Source organism: Polaromonas sp. (assembly GCF_039932935.1).
In the GTDB taxonomy this organism is placed as follows: Bacteria; Pseudomonadota; Gammaproteobacteria; order Burkholderiales; family Burkholderiaceae_C; genus Polaromonas.
On sequence record NZ_JBDTPB010000049.1, the window covers coordinates 92,661 to 113,589 of the forward strand.

20 protein-coding genes are annotated in these 20,929 nt (G+C 63.3%); 7 read left to right on the top strand and 13 right to left on the bottom strand.

The window, feature by feature from the left end:
* The first annotated feature begins 78 nt into the window (after positions 1–78).
* A complete protein-coding gene (gene otsA / locus ABI546_RS09290; protein ID WP_348046308.1) occupies positions 79–1,461 on the top strand; it encodes an alpha,alpha-trehalose-phosphate synthase (UDP-forming) in 1,383 nt (460 codons plus the stop codon).
* Between the two features lie 125 nt (positions 1,462–1,586).
* On the opposite strand, the gene ABI546_RS09295 is transcribed toward otsA, so the two are convergent.
* From ABI546_RS09295 to cadR, 4 genes are all read right to left on the bottom strand, one after another.
* Positions 1,587–2,087: a thioesterase family protein gene (locus tag ABI546_RS09295; protein ID WP_348046309.1), complete on the bottom strand. Its 501-nt coding sequence runs from the start codon at positions 2,085–2,087 to the stop codon at positions 1,587–1,589.
* A gap of 88 nt (positions 2,088–2,175) precedes the next feature.
* A complete protein-coding gene (locus ABI546_RS09300) occupies positions 2,176–3,060 on the bottom strand; it encodes an SDR family oxidoreductase (RefSeq protein WP_348046310.1) in 885 nt (294 codons plus the stop codon).
* On the bottom strand, positions 3,057–3,809 hold the full coding sequence (locus tag ABI546_RS09305) for a TetR/AcrR family transcriptional regulator (protein ID WP_348046311.1): 753 nt from the start codon (positions 3,807–3,809) through the stop codon (positions 3,057–3,059). The genes ABI546_RS09300 and ABI546_RS09305 overlap by 4 nt, the downstream gene beginning before the upstream one ends.
* Before the next feature lie 77 nt (positions 3,810–3,886).
* Complete coding sequence (cadR, locus tag ABI546_RS09310; RefSeq protein ID WP_348046312.1) at positions 3,887–4,411, bottom strand: Cd(II)/Pb(II)-responsive transcriptional regulator; 525 nt, start codon at positions 4,409–4,411, stop codon at positions 3,887–3,889.
* Between the two features lie 107 nt (positions 4,412–4,518).
* On the opposite strand from cadR, the gene ABI546_RS09315 reads away from it, so the two are divergent.
* Complete coding sequence (locus ABI546_RS09315) at positions 4,519–6,768, top strand: heavy metal translocating P-type ATPase (protein WP_348046313.1); 2,250 nt, start codon at positions 4,519–4,521, stop codon at positions 6,766–6,768.
* Between the two features lie 152 nt (positions 6,769–6,920).
* Here ABI546_RS09315 and ABI546_RS09320 read toward each other — a convergent pair whose 3' ends face one another.
* From ABI546_RS09320 to ABI546_RS09350, 7 genes are read right to left on the bottom strand one after another with little or no spacing between them, the layout of a single operon-like run.
* Positions 6,921–7,988: an ABC transporter substrate-binding protein gene (locus ABI546_RS09320; protein ID WP_348046314.1), complete on the bottom strand. Its 1,068-nt coding sequence runs from the start codon at positions 7,986–7,988 to the stop codon at positions 6,921–6,923.
* A 34-nt stretch (positions 7,989–8,022) separates the two neighbouring features.
* Positions 8,023–9,231: an FAD-binding oxidoreductase gene (locus tag ABI546_RS09325; RefSeq protein ID WP_348046315.1), complete on the bottom strand. Its 1,209-nt coding sequence runs from the start codon at positions 9,229–9,231 to the stop codon at positions 8,023–8,025.
* Positions 9,228–10,604 carry an FAD/NAD(P)-binding oxidoreductase gene (locus tag ABI546_RS09330; protein ID WP_348046316.1) on the bottom strand — a complete coding sequence of 459 codons (1,377 nt, stop codon included), beginning with the start codon at positions 10,602–10,604 and terminating at the stop codon, positions 9,228–9,230. Before ABI546_RS09330 ends, ABI546_RS09325 begins: the two co-directional genes overlap by 4 nt.
* Positions 10,601–10,933, bottom strand: a complete 333-nt coding sequence (locus ABI546_RS09335; RefSeq protein WP_348046317.1) for a (2Fe-2S)-binding protein — start codon at positions 10,931–10,933, stop codon at positions 10,601–10,603. Before ABI546_RS09335 ends, ABI546_RS09330 begins: the two co-directional genes overlap by 4 nt.
* Positions 10,930–11,724 (bottom strand): ABC transporter permease, encoded by a 795-nt coding sequence (locus ABI546_RS09340; protein ID WP_348046318.1) that lies wholly within the window; start codon positions 11,722–11,724, stop codon positions 10,930–10,932. Before ABI546_RS09340 ends, ABI546_RS09335 begins: the two co-directional genes overlap by 4 nt.
* A gap of 12 nt (positions 11,725–11,736) precedes the next feature.
* On the bottom strand, positions 11,737–12,600 hold the full coding sequence (locus tag ABI546_RS09345; protein ID WP_348046339.1) for an ABC transporter permease: 864 nt from the start codon (positions 12,598–12,600) through the stop codon (positions 11,737–11,739).
* A 26-nt stretch (positions 12,601–12,626) separates the two neighbouring features.
* Complete coding sequence (locus ABI546_RS09350) at positions 12,627–13,697, bottom strand: ABC transporter ATP-binding protein (protein WP_348046319.1); 1,071 nt, start codon at positions 13,695–13,697, stop codon at positions 12,627–12,629.
* A 198-nt stretch (positions 13,698–13,895) separates the two neighbouring features.
* On the opposite strand from ABI546_RS09350, the gene ABI546_RS09355 reads away from it, so the two are divergent.
* Positions 13,896–14,720, top strand: a complete 825-nt coding sequence (locus ABI546_RS09355; RefSeq protein ID WP_348046320.1) for an IclR family transcriptional regulator — start codon at positions 13,896–13,898, stop codon at positions 14,718–14,720.
* Positions 14,721–14,791: 71 nt separating this feature from the next.
* Positions 14,792–15,070 carry a hypothetical protein gene (locus tag ABI546_RS09360; RefSeq protein WP_348046321.1) on the top strand — a complete coding sequence of 93 codons (279 nt, stop codon included), beginning with the start codon at positions 14,792–14,794 and terminating at the stop codon, positions 15,068–15,070.
* A gap of 39 nt (positions 15,071–15,109) precedes the next feature.
* Here the strand turns inward: ABI546_RS09360 and ABI546_RS09365 are convergent, their stop codons facing one another.
* Complete coding sequence (locus ABI546_RS09365; protein WP_348046322.1) at positions 15,110–16,006, bottom strand: LysR family transcriptional regulator; 897 nt, start codon at positions 16,004–16,006, stop codon at positions 15,110–15,112.
* Positions 16,007–16,174: 168 nt separating this feature from the next.
* Between ABI546_RS09365 and ABI546_RS09370 the strand changes: the two genes are divergently transcribed.
* Genes ABI546_RS09370 through ABI546_RS09380 form a run of 3 tightly spaced genes read left to right on the top strand, consistent with a single transcriptional unit; the run spans position 16,175 to position 19,922 of the window.
* The gene (locus ABI546_RS09370) at positions 16,175–17,134 is read left to right on the top strand and encodes a DUF1338 domain-containing protein (protein ID WP_348046340.1); all 960 of its coding nucleotides are present in this window, start codon (positions 16,175–16,177) and stop codon (positions 17,132–17,134) included.
* On the top strand, positions 17,131–18,387 hold the full coding sequence (locus tag ABI546_RS09375; protein ID WP_348046323.1) for a PLP-dependent aminotransferase family protein: 1,257 nt from the start codon (positions 17,131–17,133) through the stop codon (positions 18,385–18,387). The genes ABI546_RS09370 and ABI546_RS09375 overlap by 4 nt, the downstream gene beginning before the upstream one ends.
* Positions 18,384–19,922: an aldehyde dehydrogenase family protein gene (locus ABI546_RS09380; RefSeq protein ID WP_348046324.1), complete on the top strand. Its 1,539-nt coding sequence runs from the start codon at positions 18,384–18,386 to the stop codon at positions 19,920–19,922. Before ABI546_RS09375 ends, ABI546_RS09380 begins: the two co-directional genes overlap by 4 nt.
* A gap of 183 nt (positions 19,923–20,105) precedes the next feature.
* On the opposite strand, the gene ABI546_RS09385 is transcribed toward ABI546_RS09380, so the two are convergent.
* On the bottom strand, positions 20,106–20,870 hold the full coding sequence (locus tag ABI546_RS09385) for an enoyl-CoA hydratase (protein ID WP_348046341.1): 765 nt from the start codon (positions 20,868–20,870) through the stop codon (positions 20,106–20,108).
* Between the last annotated feature and the right edge of the window lie 59 nt (positions 20,871–20,929).

Sequence of the window (20,929 nt, forward strand, 5' to 3'; positions counted from 1 at the left end):
CCTGCGGCCCGGCGAAGCCGGTTCCACGGCTCCTGCTGGGCAAGGCAAGGGAGTTTTCACCTCCAAAGAGTTTCCGCCATGAGTCGTCTGGTTGTTGTTTCCAATCGAGTCGCCGATCCGCGCAAGGCGGCCGCCGGTGGCCTGGCCGTGGCGCTGGGCGATGCGCTTAATGCCACCGGCGGACTGTGGTTTGGCTGGAGCGGCACCGTGGTCGAAGGTGGGGCGACGGGCGAAGGTGAGCTGCATGTGCAACAAGCCGGCAACGTCAAGCTGGCGACGGTGGACTTGTCGACAGAAGACCATGCCGGCTATTACCTGGGCTATAGCAACGGCGTGTTGTGGCCGGTGTTTCATTACCGGCTGGATCTGGCGCGTTTTGACGCAGGTTTTATTGAGGCCTATCGCCGCGTCAACCGCCTGTTCGCACGCAAGCTGATGACGCTACTCCAGCCCGACGACATCATCTGGGTGCACGACTACCATCTGATTCCGCTCGCTGCGGAGTTGCGTGCCATGGGCTGCAAGAACCGCATTGGTTTTTTTCTGCACATTCCCTTGCCACCGCAGCAAATACTCGCGGCCATTCCCCAGCATGAATGGTTGATGCGTGCGCTGTTCGCGTACGACCTGGTGGGTTTTCAGAGCGAAAACGACCTGCTGCATTTTTCACGCTATGTGCAGGCAGAGGCCGGAGCGATAGCGCTGGGAGACAACCGCTTCAGGGCTTTCCACCGTACGGTGCGCGCGGGCTCCTTTCCCATTGGCATCGATGTGAACGAGTTCGCTGCGCTCACGCATGCGCAAGACGCGCGCGACATGTACCAGCGCATCAAGGAAGAATATTCGCGCCGCAAGCTGCTTCTGGGTGTGGAACGCCTCGACTACTCCAAAGGCCTGCCGCAACGGCTGCGGGCATTTGAAACCCTCCTGAAAAAATACCCGGAGAACATCCGCAGCGCCACCCTGATCCAGATCGCCTCACCCAGCCGTGAAGACATGGGTACCTACACCGATCTGTTGCAGGAACTTGAAAGCCTGTGCGGCGCCATCAACGGAAATTTCGGCGAGCTCGACTGGATGCCCGTCCGTTACATCCACCGCAACGTGGCACGCAAGCGCTTGCCAGGCCTGTACCGCGTGGCGCGCGCCGCACTCGTCACGCCGCTGCGCGACGGCATGAACCTGGTGGCCAAGGAATTCATCGCAGCGCAAGACCCGGCCGACCCAGGAGTGCTGGTGCTGTCGCGCTTTGCAGGCGCGGCCGAGCAGCTCGAAGACGCACTGCTGGTGAACCCCTACGACATTGACGGCACCGCTGACACCATACAGCGCGCACTGCAGATGCCACTGGAGGAACGGCAGGCGCGGCACCAGAAAATGCTCAAGCACATTCGGGAGCATGACGTGCACTGGTGGCGCAGGGAGTTTCTCAATGCGCTGGGTTTTGAGGGTCCGGCTTAGTTGGTCTTTTGTTTGACTAAGCGAGGGCTTGTTCGGGGCTGCGCGATCTGCTGAGAGTTGCTGGCCGGGCACCCCCCGGCCAGCAACTCTCAACAAAGCCCCCATAGCCTGAACAAAAGCGACTCCTAAGAGACGATATAAGCCCCAGCCCCCGTCGAAAACAACTTCCCATCCGCCCCCAAAAACTCCATGCGCGTACTCGCCACACGCGACCCCAACCGCATCACCTCAGCCCGCAACTCAAAGTGCTCGCCGATGCCAGGCCGCAGGTAATCCACCCGCAGGTCGATGGTGCCGAGCTTGACGAAGCGGTGCAGTCGCTGTAGTGGGGCTTCGTCCATGTGGCGTGCGCCTATCGCCGCCATCACGGCGAGCCCGCCCATGGCGTCCAGTCCGGCGCTGATCACGCCGCCGTGAATTCGGTTGTGGGCATAGTGGCCGATCAGTTCGTTGCGCATGTCGATACGGGCCGTCACACGGTCCGGCCCCACCGCGATGATCTTCAAGCCTAGCAATTTGTTGAAAACGATTTTTTCCTCGAACAGCTCCTTGAGGCCGGCGATGAATTCGGGCTCAAACGTGACGGGGCCAGTGGTGACGCTGGGAGACGGAGGAACTTTGGTCATGGCGTTCGGTGTCAAAAGAGTTTGTCTCACGCGCGCTGCAAGTGCCAAGCAGCGGCACTTTCCGGAGCCCATGCCGATTGGCGTGCGGTCATGATTGGAAGACCTTCGGTGTTTCGGCCAGGTGAAAGCCTTCAAAGGGTTTAATGGCATCGCGTTGAAGCGCCTGGGCATCGGGTCGCTCCATGGGCCAACCCATACGCACCTGGGGCCTCGCGCCGTCCACCCGCAGCGTCGTGCCGCTGATGAAGTTGGCGGCCTTGCTGAGCAGGAAGGCAACTGCGGCGGAGGTTTCACTTTCGGTGCCGAAGCGGCCCAGCGGTACGGTATTGCGCATCTCACGCAGCATGGGGCCGGCCTCGGGTGGGTAGTGGTCCATACCGCTGGAGGCGATGTAGCCGGGTGCTACCGCGTTCACGCGCACGCCGCTTTTGGCCCACTCGGCCGCCGCCGTCTCGGTGAAGCTCACCATGCCGGCGCGCGCGGCGCCGCTGTGGCCCATGCTGGGCATGGAGCCCCACATGTCGGCCACGATGTTGACGATACTGCCGCCCTTGTCCTGCATGGCCTGCAGGTAGCATTCGCGCGCCATCAAAAAGCCGCCGGTCAGGTTGGTGTTGATGACCGCCTCCCAGCCTTTGGCGCTGATGGACTCGAGCGGCGTGATGTACTGGCCGCCGGCGTTGTTGACCAGCCCATCGATACGCCCCTGCGCCACCACGATGGCAGTGATGGTGGTCTTGACGGCTTCTTCCTGGCGGATGTCGCACGGGTGAAAACTCACGCGGCCGCCTTGGGCCACGATTTCGCCCGCCACGCTGTGAAGCTTGTCGATGTTCCGGCCTATCAGCACCACATGGGCGCCCAGCGCCGCCATCTCATGCGCGATGCAGCGGCCAATGCCGGAGCCGCCGCCGGTGACAACGATGACCTGGCCGGCAAAGAGGCCGGGCTGAAAAACAGATTGGTAACTCATGCACGAACCTTTCTTGTGGACCTTGCCAAAGCCTCACGGCCTTTCCCGATAAACAGCGCCATGGCCGCGTCCGTCAGATCGTCCAGCGAGGCATCTTTTTTGGCGTCAAACCACTGCACCGACCAGTTGAGCGCGCCAAAGATCAACAGCCGCGACAGCTTCACAGGCCCTCCGAGCCGACCCGCTTTGGCCAGCGCCTCCAGCACCGGCTCCCACAACGCTTCATAGTCGCTTTGCAGTTTGGCCAACAGCTTGCGCTGCCGGGCACCGATGGAGCGCGATTCGTAGAGCATCACGGGAACAAAATCGCCGCCCGGCCCCAACAGCACATCAAAGTGGTTGCGTATCAGTGCACGCAGCATTGCCGGAGCTTCAGCAGTTGAGAGCCCGGTCGCCTGCAACGCCGTGGCTTGGCGCTGCAGGGCCGAACGCATGCCTTCTTCCACCACGGCATTGAGCAGCGCGCCTTTGCTTTCGAAGTGGTAGAACGGCGAACCGCTGTGCATGCCCACCGCGGCCGCGATGTCACGCGTGCTGGTGGCGTCAAAGCCTTTTTGGCGGAACAACCGGGCGGCGGCGTTGATGAGATCCACCCGCCGGTTGCCGTCGTCGCGCTCGTCCAGTGTCTTGCGCGGGCGGCCACGCGGGCGTTTTTCAGCGGTGTCGGGCTCGGGGTTTATTCGGGTTTTGGCGGGTGCAAGGGCGCGTGTGGCGGAGGGTGATCGCGATCGCGCGGCAGGTTTGTCCATAAAGGTAGACCATATCAAAACGGAGTATTTTTAGCAAGCATGTGCTTTGTAAAAATACCCGTATCCGGAAAATTCAGTCAACGATCGGCGTTCTTTCTCGCTGCGGTAACTTTCGCGGGGCTGCCCTTGGCAGGCGCGCCGACTTGCGGGTGCGTACCGCGGATATGGGCGGTGTGGCCTTTGCCGGCCGGCGCGCGGCTGTGTTCGAGTGCGGCTTTTTCCAGCCCGCTCAAAATGCCGCACGACGCATTGGCCTGGCCGCTGGCGCATTGCTCACGCAACAGCTTCAGGTCTTTTTCCAGCACCTTGAGTTCACGGATGCGACCGGCGACATGGCCGATGTGTTCATCGAGCAGCACATTGATGTCGGCACAGCTTTCATCAGGCGCGTCCTTGAAGCCCAGCAGGGTGCGGATTTCGCCCAGCGTCATGTCCAGCGACCTGCAGTGACGGATAAAGGCCAGGCGCTGCACATGGCTTTCGTCATACATGCGGTAGTTGGCGTCGGTGCGTGCCGCCTCGGGCAGCAGGCCTTCACGCTCGTAATACCGGATGGTTTCCGTCTGGGTCTGGGCGGCCTTGGCCAATTCTCCGATTTTCATCATGGGCTCCATCAAAAACGTGCCTTGCGCCCTTGGCCGACACTGCCTTAGGGTCACTCCGCACACAGGCTTGACTCTAAGGTCGCTACAAGGTTTCCAATTAAGCCATGAAAACTGAAAACACACCTGTTTCCAACCCGGCATCCTGCTGCGGTACAACACCACCTACTGCGACACCCCCCGTAGCCTTGGGCGCCGGTGGGCAGCATTTCCGCATTGCCACCATGGACTGCAGCGCCGAGGAATCCGAAATCCGCCGCGCACTGGAGCCGATTGCCGGTATCCGTTCGTTGGGCTTTCAGCTGGGCGCTCGCACGCTGCGGATCGAAGCATCCGAAGACGCTTATCCGCTGGCGCTCCAAGCCATCCGCAAAGCCGGGTTTGATCCCCAGCCCGCCGCCGGGACTGCAGCGCAAGCCGGCGACCACGCGGGCCACGACCACGACCACGACCACGACCACAGCCATGAGCACAGCGACGGCCACGGCTTTGGCGGCGGGGCCACCCGGCTGGTGGCGGCGCTGTTGCTGGCCGTGGGCGCCGAAGCCGTGTCGTTTTTTGCGCCCGACGTGATGGCGTGGAAACTGGCCGGCATGGCGGTAGCCGCCTTGGCCATCGCGCTGGCCGGTCTGGACATCTACAAGAAAGGCATGGCCGCATTGCTGCGCGGCAAGCTCAACATCAACGCCCTGATGTCCGTGGCAGTCACAGGTGCCTTCCTGATCGGGCAGTGGCCTGAGGCCGCCATGGTGATGGCGCTCTACGCAATTGCCGAGCTGATCGAAGCCAAAGCGGTGGACCGCGCGCGCAACGCCATCAAGGGCCTGCTGGACATGACGCCCGAAGAAGCGCTGATGCAGGGAGCAGACGGCTCATGGGCCGCAACGCCTGTCGCCGCCGTGCCGCTGGGAGCAGTGGTGCGCATACGGCCGGGCGAACGGGTACCGCTGGACGGGGTCGTCACCCTGGGCCACAGCGCCCTTAACCAGGCGCCCATCACCGGTGAAAGCATTCCGGTCGACAAGGAACCCGGCGATGCCGTTTTTGCCGGCACCATAAACGAAACCGGCGAGATTGAAGTACGCGTCACGGCGGCTGCCGGCAACACCACCCTGGCACGCATCATTCACGCGGTCGAACAGGCGCAAGGCAGCCGCGCACCCACGCAGCGCTTTGTCGACCGCTTTGCCGCCGTTTACACGCCCGCGGTGTTTGCCATCGCCGTGGCGGTCGCGGTGTTGATGCCGCTGCTGGCGGGACTGACCTGGCAGGAGTCGCTGTACAAGGCGCTGGTGCTGCTGGTGATTGCCTGCCCCTGCGCACTGGTGATTTCCACGCCGGTCACGGTGGTGAGCGGCCTGTCGGCTGCAGCGCGCCGCGGCATCCTGATCAAGGGCGGAACCTATCTTGAGCAGGCGCGCCTGATCAAGGCCGTTGCGCTCGACAAGACCGGCACCATCACGGAAGGCAAACCTCAACTCGTGGACTGGCGCGCCTGGGGAGATGCCGACGCAACACTGGCCGCACAACTGGCCGCCAACATGGCATCACGGTCAGACCACCCCGTGTCCAAAGCCATTGCAGCAGGTTTGCCTGCCGAAGCCGCCGACGTACAAGCCTTCAAGGCCTTGCCGGGCCGGGGCGTTGAGGGCGCCATCGGGGGCCGGCAGCTGGTACTGGGCAATCACCGGCTGATTCATGAGCGAGGCTTGTGCGGCGCAGAGCTGGAGGCCGAACTGGCCCGGCATGAGCAGCAAGGCCGCACCGTGACCTTGCTGGCGGATGACGTGCGCGTGCTGGCCCTCTTTGCGGTCGCCGACACCATCAAGCAAACATCCCGGCTGGCGATTGCCGACCTGAAGGGCCTGGGCGTCACGCCCGTGATGCTGACGGGAGACAACGCCGCCACGGCGCAAGCCATCGCTGCGCAAGCCGGCATTGACGACGCACGTGGCGACCTGCTGCCCGAAGCCAAGCTTGAAGCCATCCAGGAGATGCAGCAACGCTACGGCGTCACCGGCATGACGGGCGACGGCATCAACGACGCGCCGGCGCTGGCACAGGCCGACATTGGTTTTGCGATGGGTGGGGCCGGCGCCGACACAGCCATGGAAGCGGCCGACGTGGTGATCATGAACGACAACCTGGAGCGCGTGGCCGAGACCGTACGGCTATCAAAACGCACGCATGCCATCCTGTGGCAGAACATCAGCCTGGCCCTGGGCATCAAGGGCATCTTCCTGGTCATGGCCGTCTTTGGCACGGCGACGATGTGGATGGCGGTGTTTGCCGACATGGGCGCCAGCCTGCTGGTCGTGGGCAATGGCTTGCGCCTGCTGCGTCGGCAGCGCAACTAGCTTGCTATTGATTTAGTAGCTTCTTGCGCTCATTCTTATTGGGCTAGAGGCCTAAATGGCTTGAAATTTTCAAAAACTTTAACCACCGAAGCGGCCCACAGCAGGCTGGCTTCGGGGGTGATAAAGGCGTCGACCCAGCCTCCAGCCAAGCTTCAGCGCTCGACCGTCTTGTTCCAGCGCGCGTTCCAGGCCGGGCGGTTTTCGTTGATCGCATCCCAGTCCACGGCGATGGCGGTCTTCATGTACTCGTTCATTTGCGTCACGAGTGCACCGGCCTTGCCGCTGGCCTTGGTTTTGGGGTTGGACGGAATCTGGTCGCCAAACTCCAATGCCGCGGCTTGCGCTTCAGGCGACAACAGGTACTGCGCCAACTTGTGCGCCAGCGCAGGTTCGCTGTTTTTGGCGATCACGCATTCACCGACTGTCAGCACGGCCGAGCCTTCCTTGGGCTGCACGTATTCCACGGGCAGGCCTTTGTCTTTCAGCACACCGACTGCCGTGGGCGTGAGCGGGAACATCGCGGCTTCGCCCGTCTGCACCATCTCGGCCAGCTTGGCGGAGCTCGGGATGTACTCGAGCACGTTGGGGCCAATCGTGGTGGGCCAGGCCTTGAAGCCGGGCTCCACATTTTTGTCATTGCCGCCCTGGATGCGGTTGAACAGCAGGAAGCCGTGCAGGCCAAAGGTCGACGAGGACAGCGACTGGAATACCACCTTGCCCTTGTACTTGGGGTTGGCCATGTCCATCCAGGAGGTCGGCGGCGCCCAGCCCTTTTCAGTGAACATCTTCTTGTTGTAGGCGATGCCGGTCATGCCGATGTTGACGCCGGCTGCCATGTCGCCCTTGAAGCGCGCGGTGGGGAACAAATCGTTCAGCGCAGGGGTGGCCTGCATCTTCTCGCACAGGCCCATGCCGATGGCGCGGTACATGATGCCGTCGTCCAGGAACATCACATGCATCTGGGGGTTGTCCTTGTTGGCCTGCGCCTTGGCCAGGATGTCGGACGAGGTGCCGGGCACGACCACGACCTTGACGTTGTTCGCTTTCTCGAAGGCGCCGAAAACGTGCTCGGTGTAGGTTTTTTCCATGGTGCCGCCGTTCATGCCGATGTACAGCGTCTTGGTCTGGGCCATGGCGTTGCCGCCGGCCAGGCTGGCGGCCGCAACGGCAAGGCACACCGCAGTGGCGCGGGCGGAAAGGAATCGCAGGGAAGTTTTCATGGGAAGCTCCTGGTGACGTAAGCCGGTTAGTGAATCAGTGAGTGGGCTGGGGTGAGTGCGATGCATCGGATGAGGCAATGGAAGACGAGGCAACAGCAGAGGGGGCAAGTCCGGCGGTTGCCACGCGCGGACTTGCCGAGAAACGGGAAACGGCAAAAGCTTCAATGGGTGTGGCGGTCTCGCCATCACGTACCAGGTCGGCCAGCACGGCGCCGACACCGGGGCCGAGTTGAAAACCGCCGCCGGCAAATCCGAATGCATGAATCAGGCCCGGTGTGGTGGCACTGGGCCCTATCACCGGCTGCCTGTCGGGCAGATAGCCTTCGGTTCCGCTCCAGGTGCGAATGATGTGGGCGTGCTTCAGCGCCGGCAGCAACTCAACCGTTTGCTGCATCAGGCCGGCCATACCGCTGCGCTGCGCACGGACCCGCTGGTCGTCCAGCGCATAGCCGCGACCGCCGCCGATGACGCAGTTGCCGCGTGCCACCTGACGGGCGTAGATACCACCGCCCTCCACGCCCAGGCTCAGGTTCATGAACACCGGCAGCGGCTCCGTCACGGCCATCTCGGGGTGGCCCGACTCCATGGGGACGGTGTCGCCGAACTGGTCCGCAATGGCGCCAGCCCAGGCGCCGGCGCAATTGAGCAGGCGCTTTGCGCGCACTTCCAGCACATCGCTCGAGCGCAGCACAAAGCCCGTGCCGTCCTGCGCGACCTCATCCACACGCGTTTGTTCACGGATGTCGGCGCCCAGCCGCCGCGCAGCCAGCGCGAAGGCTGGCGACACCAGGCGAGGGTTGGCCTGTCCGTCTTCAGGACACAAGGATGCACCAACAGCGGCCTTACCCAGCCAGGGGCAGCGCTCACGCAGGGCGCGCATGGACAGCAGCTGCAGGTCCATGCCAAAGTCCAGCGTCCGCTCACGATAGCTTTCGAGCGAAACCATGTCGGCCACGCTGCGCGCAATTTTCAGGTGCCCTGACCGGATGTATTCACCGTCGATGCCGATGAGTTCAGGCAGCTGGCCCCACAGGGCTTGCGCACGCTGCGACAGCGGCAGCTGGCTGAGCGGCCGGCCCTGGCGGCGCACGCCGCCATAGTTGACACCACTGGAGCGCGAGCCGCACAGGTCGCGCTCGAGCAGCACGACCGAAAAACCCATGCGGCGCAAGAACAACGCTGCCGACGAACCCATGATGCCGCCGCCGATGATGGCCACGTCGGCCTTGACGTGTTCCATCATGAGGCCTCCTTCGTCGCGGCAGGCATGGCCGCGAAGGGCAATGGTTTGATGGGCGATTGCCCGCGCAGACGGCCGACCGCGTCGGGCTGCACGGCGCAGGCCTGCGCGAGGATTTCAGCCGCCGCCACACTGCAGGTGCGGCCCTGGCAGCGCCCCATGCCCACGCGCGTCAGCGCCTTGAGGCGGTTCATCTCGTGCGCGCCGGTCTCGGTCACGCAGCGACGCAACTCACCCGCGGTGACTTCTTCACACCGGCAGACCACCAGCTCATCGGGCGCGGCCGCAGCCCAGCCAGACGGAAACGGGAAGGCCCGCTCCAACCCCCGGCGAAACGCCGCAGTTCGCGCCAGTTGCTGTTCCAGCCAAACCACGCGTGCAGAGTCGATTCGGTGGCCGATGTCGGTGAGCAAACCCAGGGCGGCGCGCTCGCCTGCCCACTCCGCGGCATCGGCGCCCATGATGCCGGCGCCGTCACCCGCCAGGTACACCCCGTCCACGCTGGAGCGCCCCGCGGCATCCCGCTCGGGCAGCGCGCCGCGTTGCAATTTGTCGTAGCGAAAACGGCAGCCCAGCAAATCGGCCAGCTGTGTCTCGGGCCGCAGCGCGTAGCCGAAGCCAATACCGTCGCAATCGATTTGCTGCTCGCGGCCTGACTTGCGCCAGTGCATCGCCTGCACGCGCTCGTCGCCGGTCGCGCACACCAGCTCCACCCCCTGGTGCACCGCAACGCCGTGCATGCGCAACCAGCCCAGGTAATACAGGCCTTTGGCAAAAAGCGCCGGCTGACCCAGCATGGCAGGTGCGGCGGCCGCCTTGTCCGCAAAACTGGCGGTGTCGAGCACGGCCGCGACTTTGACGCCCGCCTTGGCGTATTGGTAGGCGATCAAGTAAAGCAAAGGTCCGGTGCCCGCGAAAACCACACGCGTGCCAATGGCGCAGCCCTGAAACTTGAGCGCTACCTGTGCAGCACCCAAGGTATAGACGCCCGGTAAGGTCCAGCCGGGAAAAGGCAACACGCGGTCCGTCGCGCCGGTGGCAACGATGAGGTGGCTGTAGGGCAGCGTGCTCATGCGTCCCTGGCCAAGCAGATCCAGCTGGCCGCCCTCGGCGCTCCAGACCAGGGTGTCGGGACGGTAGTCGATCTTGTCCAGGATGCTGCTCATGGCGCTGTGTACCGCGTCGGCGCGACCAGCTTCAAAACCGTAAAGCGCCTTTTTTGACCGGCTAAAGCCCGGCGGCGGCTGGCGGTAAATCTGCCCGCCCCAGCGCGATGCCTCATCGACCACCACCGGGCTCACACCGTGTGCCGCCAGCGTTTGCGCGGCGCGCACGCCAGCCGGCCCCGCACCCACAATGACCGCCTGCACGCTCATACAGGCGCCTCCGCGCCGGTCACCAGCCGCATGCCTTCTTCCACAAAAGTGCCGCAGGCGCGCATGCGCTGGCCTGATTCTGTGGCGACCCAGCAATCCTGGCAGGCACCCATCATGCAGAACCCGGCACGGGGCTCTCCGCTGAATTCACTGAAGCGAAGCTGTGCGCTGTGCGTCAGCACTGCCGTCAGCACCGTGTCGCCGGCCAGCGCCGTCAGCGCCTGCCCATTGAGCACAAAGCTCACAGGTTTGCGGCCGCGTTCAGCCACGCGGTGCAGCAATGCACCGGGTTTTCCAGTTGCGCCAGCGGTGTCAGCCGTTGATTTCATTTATGTCCCACCAGGATCTTGTCGAGGCCGTAGATGCGGTCCAGCACCAGCATGGCCACCGCCGTGAGCGCCACCATGAGCGCCGATACCGCCGCCATCAGCGGGTCTATCGATTCAGTCGCGTACATGTACATGCGCACCGGCAAGGTCACCGTGGAAGGCGCGGTGACAAAGATCGACATGGTGACTTCGTCAAAGCTGTTGATGAAAGCGAGCAGCCAGCCGCCGGTGACACCGGGCAAAATCATCGGCAGCGTGACGCGAATAAACACCGTCGCCTGGCTTGCACCCAGCGACAGCGCGGCTTGCTCGGCGCTGCGGTCGCTGCCTTCTACCGAAGCCAGCACCAGCCGCAATACATAAGGCGTGATGATCACCACATGCGCCAGCGCCAGCCAGAAAAAACTGCCGGTTGCGCCTATCAAAGAGAAGGTGCGCAGCAGCGCCACGCCCAGCACCAGGTGCGGAATGATGAGCGGCGAGAGAAACAGGCCGTTGAGGAAATTGCGGCCCGGAAAGCTGTGGCGCGCAATCGCCAGCCCGGCCGGCACGGCGAGCAGTGTCGCGAGCGTGGCGGAGATGGACGCCAGCCAAAGGCTGTTCTTGAAGGACTGCACAAAGTCGGAATGCGCAAACACCGCGCGGAACCATCGCAATGAAAACTCCGTGGTCGGAATGGCCAGTGTGTTGCCGGGCGTGAAGGCCACCACGCACACGATGACCAGCGGCGCCAGCATGAAGGTGATGACGAGCGCGTTGAAGAGCAGCGCGAGGGGACCGTTTTTGGACATGGTGCGCGCTCCTTATCCCAAAGACTTTTTATAAGAACGCTCAAGGATGCGGTTGTAGCTCAGCATGATGGCCAGGTTGGCCAGCAACAGCGTGAGCGCAATCGCCGCGCCCAGCGGCCAGTTAAGCTCATGCAGGTATTCGTCATACACCACGGTCGCCACCATCTTCAGGCGCCGCCCGCCCAAGAGGCCTGGAATCGCAAATGCGCTGGCGCTGAGGCCGAACACGATGAGGCTGCCCGAAAGAATGCCCGGCAGCACCTGTGGAAAGATGATGCGGCGCAAGGTGGTGAAGTGCGAAGCCTGCAGCGAGAGCGCCGCGTCTTCCACGCCAGGGTCAAGCTTTTGCAGCGAAGTCCACACCGGGATCACCATGAAGGGCAGCATCACATGTACGAGCGCAATGACCACGGCTGCTTCTGTGTAGAGGATGCGCATGGACGGCAGGCCCACAGCCCGCATGGCGTGATTGACCACACCCTCGGGGCCCAGCAGCATGCTCCAGCCGAAGGCGCGCACCACCACAGACACCAAAAGCGGCGCCAGCACCACCAGCAGCAGGATAGAGCGCCACGGGCTACGCATGCGGCTGAGCACATAAGCCTCCGGTGCTCCGACGACGATGCAGATCAGCGTGGTGAGCGCCGAGATCCACAGGGTGCGCCAGAAAATGCCGTGGTAGTAGTCGTCCGTCAGCACGGCGGCGTAATGCGCCAGGGTGAAGCTGTTCTTGACTCCGGTGGCGTGGTCAAACACCTGAAAAGACAGCACGGCAGTGAGCGCCAGCGGCACCAGCAGCAGGCAGGCAAACAGCGTGAAGGCCGGTGCCGACAGCAGCCACGGCGTGTGTGATGCACTCGCCCGGGCCGGCGGCATGGCCGGTGTGGCCACGGCGGCGCTGTTCATGCCGGCGCCCCTTGCGCGCCGGGCAGCAGGCGCACCTGCTGGGCGGTCCAGTCCAGGCCCACGTTAGAGCCCTCTTCAGCGGGCGCCGTGCCATCGTTGGGGCAGACCACCGCGAGTCGGCCTGCGGCGGTCGACACCTGGTAGAGCCACTGGCTGCCGAGGAAAAACCGTTCGTGCACGGTGCCGCCTATCCGGCCGCTGGCTTCGGGTACGAGGCGGATTTTTTCCGGCCGCAAGCTCAGTACCACGGCCTCGCCTTCCGCCACGCCGGGCGCCTGCACCTCCAGCGGCACATTGCCGCCGACATTCACCGTAGCCCACGGACCTGTGGCCGTCACGCGGCCTTCCAGCAAATTGGCCTTTCCGACAAAACTCGAGATAAAGCGGGTTTGCGGATGCTCATACAACCGGTGCGGCTCGTCGATCTGCGTCACGCGGCCGGCCTCCATCACCACCACGCGGTCGCTGATGGACATGGCTTCGGTCTGGTCGTGCGTGACCATCACCGTGGTGGTGCCTACCTTGCGCTGGATCTGCCGCAACTCAAACTGCATTTCCTCGCGAAGCTTGGCATCCAGGTTGGAAAGCGGCTCGTCCAGCAGCAGCACCGGCGGCGAGATCACCAAGGCGCGGGCCAGGGCGACACGCTGGCGCTGGCCGCCCGAGAGTTCTCGCGGATAGCGGCCTGCATGCGCCTCAAGATGCACCAGGGCCAGCGCAGCCTTCACGCGCTCGGCCCGCTGTTCTTTGGGCACGCGGCGCATCTCCAGGCCAAAGCTCACGTTGTCGTACACGCTCATGTGCGGGAACAAAGCGTAGCTCTGGAACACGATGCCGAGGCCGCGCGAATTGGGTTTGGCGTGGGTGATGTCACGGCCGTCCAGCGTGACCTGGCCCGACGTCACCTCGCAAAAGCCCGCAATCATCTGCAGGGTGGTGGTCTTGCCGCAGCCCGAAGGGCCCAGCAACGAGACGAACTCGCCCTTCTCCACCGACAGGTTCATGTCGGCCACAGCGCGGGTGGCGCCGTAAGACTTGTTCACATTCGCCAAGGTCAAAAAAGACATGGGGAGCACCTCTGCAACAAGGGGGATGGCCAGCGCCGCAACATGCAAAACGATGACACCTTGATGACTTCATGCTATGGCATCCCATAAAAAATCGTCAATAGGTTATTCCGTATAGAGATATATTTATTTGATTTATTCCGTTGAATGGAATTTATATAAACTTATCAAAACATCGATTCCGCCCAAGGAGACGCCATGAAAGACGACGAGAACAGCTCCAGCAGCGTGCAGCGAGCCTTTTCCATCATTCGCGCTTTGGCCGCCACGCAGGCCAAAGGCGGGCGCATCACGCACATCGCCAAGGCCACGGGCCTCACGCAGGCGACCACCCACCGCATCCTGCAAAGCCTGGTGGCCGAGCGCGTGGTGGAACAGGAAACCGGCTCCAAGCTCTACCGTCTGAGCATTGATTTTTTTTCGCTGGCCGCGCAGGCCGGCAACACCATGGACTTGCGCAGCCTTTGCCGGCCTTCAATGTTGCGGCTGTGTGCCAGCCTGGGTGACACCATCTTTTTGCTGGTGCGCAGCGGCTTTGATGCGGTTTGCCTGGACCGCAGCGAAGGCCCGTTCCCCATCCGCTCCTTTACTGGTGACATCGGCGGGCGGGTGGCGCTCGGCATGGGCCAGGGCGGCCTGGCGATCCTCGCATTTTTGCCTGAGACAGAGCGTGAAGAAGTGATCCGCTACAACCTGCCGCGCGTGCGCGAGTTTGGCGTGTATGACGAGGTCTACCTGCGCACCGAGATCGAGCGCGTGCGCGAGCTCGGCTACGCCGGGCGCAACACCAACCTGCTGGACGGCATGGCCGGCGTCGGCGTGCCGGTGCTGGACCGCGAAGGCCGCGCGGTCGCAGCACTCAGCGTGGGCACGATTTCCTCTCGCCTGAGCCCGGACCGCCTGCCCACGGTGGTCGAGTTGCTCAAACGCGAAGCCACGGCCATCAGCGCGCAAATCAACCCGTTTGACAGCACGCTGCGCCGGCCCGCGCAAAGCCTGGCGCCTGCTGACGAAGCCCGATGACTGATAGCCAGCCGGCATTGACGCTGCGTCAATGTGACAATGCCTCAGCGTTTCAAACAACAGAGACTTCCATGGAAAACGAACTCGCGAAGAAACAACGTGCGGGCCTCTCAGCCAAAGAGAGAGCCATTGTGAAACTGGGGATCGCAGGCGTGTCTTTCTGCGTAGCCTGGATGGAATGGATGACCCCATCAGTTCCTCCGTTTACAGGCAAGTGGGCCTGGACAAAGATTTGGGCCTTCGAAGCGATGGGTCCCCACGGAATTGTCGGCATATGGATGGCCTTGGGAACGCTGCTGCTGGCGCTCGGCATTGTGCAGCTGTGGACCTCGGGAAAGAGCGTCGATTAAGGGCAGGATAGGTCACACAGCGACCTGATCACCGCCTGTTCACTTTAAAGAAACCGCCTGCTCGCGCAACCACTCGCGCAGTTGCACCAGCGGCCGCCAGCTGGTTTTCTGCGAAGGCCAGACCAGGTAGTAGGCGAAGTCCGAGCTCAGCGAGAGGTCAAACGGCACGGCCAGCGTGCCGTCGGCAATGTCGTCGGCCACTAAAAAGCGCGGCAGTACCGCCAGCCCCAGCCCGGCTTTCACCGCCTGCGCGATCATGGAAAAAAGCTCGTACTTGGGGCCAGTGCCGGCGCTTTGCACGTCGGTGATGCCGGCCAGCTGAAACCAGTCGCGCCAGGCGTGGGGCCGCGTACTTTGGTGAATCAGCGTGAACTTCAGCACGTCGGCCGGGCGGCGCAGCTGGCGCTTTTTCATCAGCGCCGGGCTGCACACCACCACGCTGTCCTCGCCCATCAGGTATTCGGATTCGGTGCCCGGCCAGTCGGGCCGGCCGTAGTGGATGGCGGCGTCCAGCCCCGTCAATGAAAAGTCAAACGGCTGCAGGCGCGTCGCCAGGTTCAACGTCACATGCGGGTGTGCTTTCAGGAAAGACGGCATGCGCGGGATCAGCCACTTGGTGGCAAAGGTGGGCACCACGCCCAGCTCAAGCGTGCCGCCCTCGCCTTTTGACGACACCAGGTCCAGCATGGCGGCTTCCAGCGAATCCAGCGCGGGGCTGACGCGCGCCAGCAGTGAGCGGCCGGCGTCAGTCAATTCCAGCTGGCGCGGTAGACGGCGAAACAGGCTCACGTCCAGGTCTTGTTCCAACCCGAGGATCTGGTGGCTGACTGCGCTCTGGCTTACCGACAGGTCTTGCGCCGCAAGGGTGAAGCTGCCGCGGTGAGCAGCCGCCTCAAAGGCGAGCAAGGCCTGGGTGGAAGGGATTTTTCGGCGCATCGCATGAATATATCTCATGCATTCATCGAAATACATCCTTTGTGCGTGGCGTTGAAACTACCGAAAATCCGGCTTTCACCTGCCAAGAACACGCTTGAAATGACTCATCTCCAGAAGCTCCTCGCCTGCTGCCTGCCGTCGGAGGCCGTGAATAGTATCCATGAACAGATGTACGTTCATCCGTCGCTGCAGCTAGCCGCCTCAGGCATCGTCACGCGCGCGGAACTGGCACAGGCTTTGAACATGGCGTTGTTTCACGGCCTGGTTCAGCGCGTGCCGGCTGGGCGGGACTACATCGCCAGCGACGTGGTGGCGCAAAAGCGTCAGGTGGTGTTTGACCATGGCGCATTGCGCACCGTGCGCTGGCCCAGCGGCGCATTGCCAGCCGGCGAGGCGGCCTTTACCCGCGTGCTGCGCCCCTTGGGTTTTGAGTTGCAGGGCACCTACCCGCTGCCGCGCCTGAAGATGACGGGCCGCGCCTATTGCCATCGCGATTTTCCGCAGGAGATCGCACAGTTCTTCGTGTCCGAGCTGCATCCCGAGCAGTTCTCCGCGCCCTTCCAGTCCGCCGTCACGCGCGTGCTGTCGACCTCGCGTGACCCGCTGGGCCCGCAGGATGTAGCTGATCTGGAGCAACTCACGCGCGACGGCACCTTGCCCCTGGCGCAGGCGCTGCGCCTGCTGCCGCAGCTCCTGCAATGCTTTGACCGCCAGCACGGCGTGTTCACTCTGGACGACTACGAGCTTCTGCTGGCCGAATCGTCCGAGATGGCCTGGATTGCCACGGAAGGCAATGCCTTCAACCATGCGACCGACCGCGTGGACGACGTAGACGCCGTGGCCGAGCGCCAGCGCGCGCTGGGCCGCCCCATCAAGGACAAGGTCGAGGTGTCGGCCAGCGGCCGCGTGCGTCAAACTGCCTTTCGTGCCGCCACGGTGCAGCGCGAGTTCATCACCGCACAAGGCCGCGTCACGCGCGCAGTGCCAGGCTCGTTCTACGAATTCATCACACGCGCCGAACTGGCACCCATCGCGGCGAACGACCCGGTGCAGGCGCCGCAGCTCGACCTGGCTTTTGACGCCGGCAATGCCACCGGCATTTTCGGCATGACAGCCGCCAGGGCATGAACACAGCGCGCGGGGCGGTGCGGCCGCTTTACGCGCAGGCCAGCGGCTCGCCCATACGCGCCATGCTGGCGCTGGCCGGCCGGGAAGACATGATTTCGCTCGCTGGTGGGCACCCCGACCCGGCCTTGTTGCCGATCGAATGGCTGCGCGAGTCGCTGCTCGAAGTAACCGGCAAACTCCAGGGCCGCAGCCTGCAATATGGCGCCACCGAAGGCCAGCCCGAACTGCGCGAAGCCAGCGCGGCCCTGCTGACACAGCGCGGCCTCACAGCCACGGCAGCGGAGTTGATCATTACCACCGGCTCGCAACAGGCCATCGATTTGCTGGCGCGTGTGCTGATCGAGCCCGGCGAGGGTATCGCGGTGGAGTCCTTTAACTACCCCGCCGCGCTGCAGGCTTTCCGTTTCGCAGGTGCGCGACTGATTGAAGTTCCGACCGATGCACAAGGCATGGATGTCGACAGGCTCGAACCCATCCTGCTGACCGAGCGCCCGCGCGTTTTGTATGTGGTGCCCAACTTCGCCAACCCGACCGGCGCCGTGATGCCGCTGGCGCGGCGCCTGCGTTTGCTGGAGCTGGCCGCGCAATACGACGTGACGTTGATTGAGGACGACCCGTACGGCGAGCTTTGGTTTGGCGAAGCGCCGCCGCCTCCACTGGTTCAACTCAACCAGCGGGCCGACTCGCCAGCGCAGGTCACCTACATGACCAGCTATTCCAAAGTTGTGGCCCCTGCCCTTCGCCTGGGTGTGTTGCTCGCGCCCGCCGACATACAGCGCGCGGTGGTGCTGGCCAAGCAAGCAGCCGACGTGCACAGCGGTTCATTGGAGCAATTGAAGCTCTCGGCCATGCTGGGCTCCAACTGCCTCACGCCGCATCTGGATGTGCTGCGCAAGGCCTATGCAGCAAAAAGCGCCACACTGGCCGACGCCTTGCGCAGGCATGCCGATGGATTGCTCAAATTCGATACGCCGCAAGGCGGCATGTTTGTCTGGGCCAGGCTGCGCAGCGACTTGCCCCTGCTACCCACACAAGATTGGGTGGATTTCGGCCTTCAACATAAAGTGCTGGTAGTGCCGGGCGCCGCCTTCAGCATCAGCAATGCCGCGCAGCCCTGGCTGCGCCTGAGCTTTGCCAACCCCTCACCGGCCTCGCTGCAGCAAGGCGCCGAACGATTGGGCCGCGGGCTGCAGGGCCTTGCCTCAAGAACATCTTCAAACACCAAGACAACCCCCGAAAGGACTTCAGCATGAGTCACTCCAACGACGTTTCATCCCTCTTCAAGGTCTTGGGCGTCAGCGCCGATCTTGGTAGCAAAGCGCCTGCGGCCATTGAAGTCATTACCCCAATCGATGGCAGCCTCCTGGCTCGCGTGGCGATGCTAAACGCCGCCGACATCGACAATGCACTCAACGCTGCCCACAAACGCTTTCTCGACTGGCGCAATGTGCCAGCCCCCAAACGCGGCGAACTGGTGCGTGCCTTCGGCGAAACCGTGCGCCGCCACAAGGCCGAACTGGGTCAGCTGATTTCGCTGGAGACCGGCAAGATCCTGCAGGAAGGACTGGGCGAAGTGCAAGAGGTCATCGACATCTGCGAGTTCGCCGTCGGCCTGTCGCGCCAGCTGTACGGCCTGACGATTGCCAGCGAACGCCCCGACCACAAGCTGCTGGAAACCTGGCACCCCGTGGGCGTGGTCGGCATCATCTCGGCTTTCAACTTTCCGATGGCGGTGTTCGCCTGGAACGCGGCACTGGCGCTTGTGTGCGGCAACACACTGGCCTGGAAGCCTTCGGAGAAAACGCCGCTGTCGGCCATTGCGCTCAACGGCTTGCTGCTGCAAACGGCGAAGGAGCTGGGCCTGGTCACTGAAGGCCTGAGCGAATTGCTGATCGGTGAGCGTGCCACCGGTGAGGCGCTGGTCAAGCACCCGCACGTGAAGCTGGTCAGCGCCACCGGCTCCACCGCCATGGGCAAGAACGTGGCGATCGCTTGTGCGGGCCTGTTCAAACGCTCGCTGCTGGAACTAGGCGGCAACAACGCGGCCATCGTCTGCCCCTCGGCCAACCTGGAACTCGTGGTGCGCGGCGCGGCTTTCGCGGCGGCGGGCACCGCCGGCCAGCGCTGCACCAGCCTGCGCCGCCTGATCGTGCACCGCTCGATTTACCCGGAGCTGGTCAAACGCCTGGTGGCTGTCTTTGAACGCCTGCCCATCGGCAACCCGCTGAAAGACGGCACACTGGTCGGCCCGTTGATCGACGGTCGCGCGTTTGACGTCATGCAATCTGCACTGAGCGAAGCGAAGAAGCTGGGTGCCACCGTGCATTTCGGCGAACGGCAAGCCGGCGATGACTCGGCCCACTATGTGCGCCCCGCCATCGTGGAATTGAAGGAACAGGCCGGCCCCATGCTGCACGAGACCTTTGCGCCGATTTTGTACGTAGTGCCTTACGACAACTTTGACGGAGCCATCGCGCTGAACAATGCCGTGGTGCACGGCTTGTCGTCGGCCGTTTTCACGCAAGACCTGCGCGAAGCTGAGCAATTCACCTCTGCGCGCGGCTCCGACTGCGGCATTGCCAACGTCAACATCGGCACCAGCGGTGCGGAAATCGGCGGCGCCTTTGGCGGAGAGAAAGAAACCGGTGGCGGGCGCGAGTCGGGTTCGGATTCGTGGAAGGCCTATATGCGCCGCGCCACCAACACCGTCAACTACGGCAGCAGCCTGCCGTTGGCGCAAGGCATCAAGTTCGATATCCAGGCCAAAACACGAACGCCATATTTTTAATAGCGACTCGCGCACATTACATATAGGCCAGAGGCCTGTTTTCCTTAAAATATGGCCTTGCGGAACCGCTACATCGCTCTATCGCAAGTCTCGCGCGGCTCCGATGGCTGAAAAATCGGGCTTGCGCTTTAACGAAACCGCCGCCCCATTACACGGTCGTCCTCCGGACTCAGACTTCAGGCTTCAGACTTTGCTGAAGTCCGGCTTGCGCTTCTCCATGAACGCCGCGAAGGCCTCGCGCGCGGCAGGCTCTCCGAGCATGCGGCCAAAACTCGCACCCTCTTCGGCCATGCGCTCGGCCACGACAGTGGCGTTGCCTTTTTTCATGAGGCGCTTGGTTTCCATCAGCGCGCTCAGTGGCTTGGCCACCAGCTTTTGTGCCTGCCGCTGCGCCAGTGCATTGGCTTCGGCAGGCGGCACGATGCGGTTGATCAGGCCAATCTCGAGCGCGGCCTCGGCCATGAAGGGTTCGCCCAGCAGCAAGGCTTCTGCCGCGCGCGTGTAGCCCATGAGTTGCGGCACCAGAAAGCTTGACGCGGCTTCGGGGCACAGGCCCAGGTTGACGAAGGGCATCGAGAAAGCCGCGTTGTCACCTGCATAGACCAGGTCGCAGTGCAGCAGCAGCGTGGTGCCGATGCCCACGGCGGGGCCGCACACTGCCGCCACCAGCGGTTTCGGGAAGCTGCTGATGCCGCGCAGGAAGCGGAACACCGGCGAATCAGATGTTGCGGGCGGATTGTTCAGGAAGTCGGCGATGTCGTTGCCGGCGGAAAAAATCGTTTCGTGGCCCTGGATCACCACCACACGCACGGCGGCATCGTGGTGGGCGGACTCCAGCGCGTCGGCCAGCGCGCCGTACATGGCGGCGGTGATGGAGTTCTTCTTGTCCACGCGGTTCAGCGTGATGGTCATCACGCCTGCGTCAACGTGGACCAGGATTTCAGGGATGCTGCCGGAGGAAATTGGGGTGGGGGTGTTCATGGGGTTTTCCGTTAAGACGCCAAGTG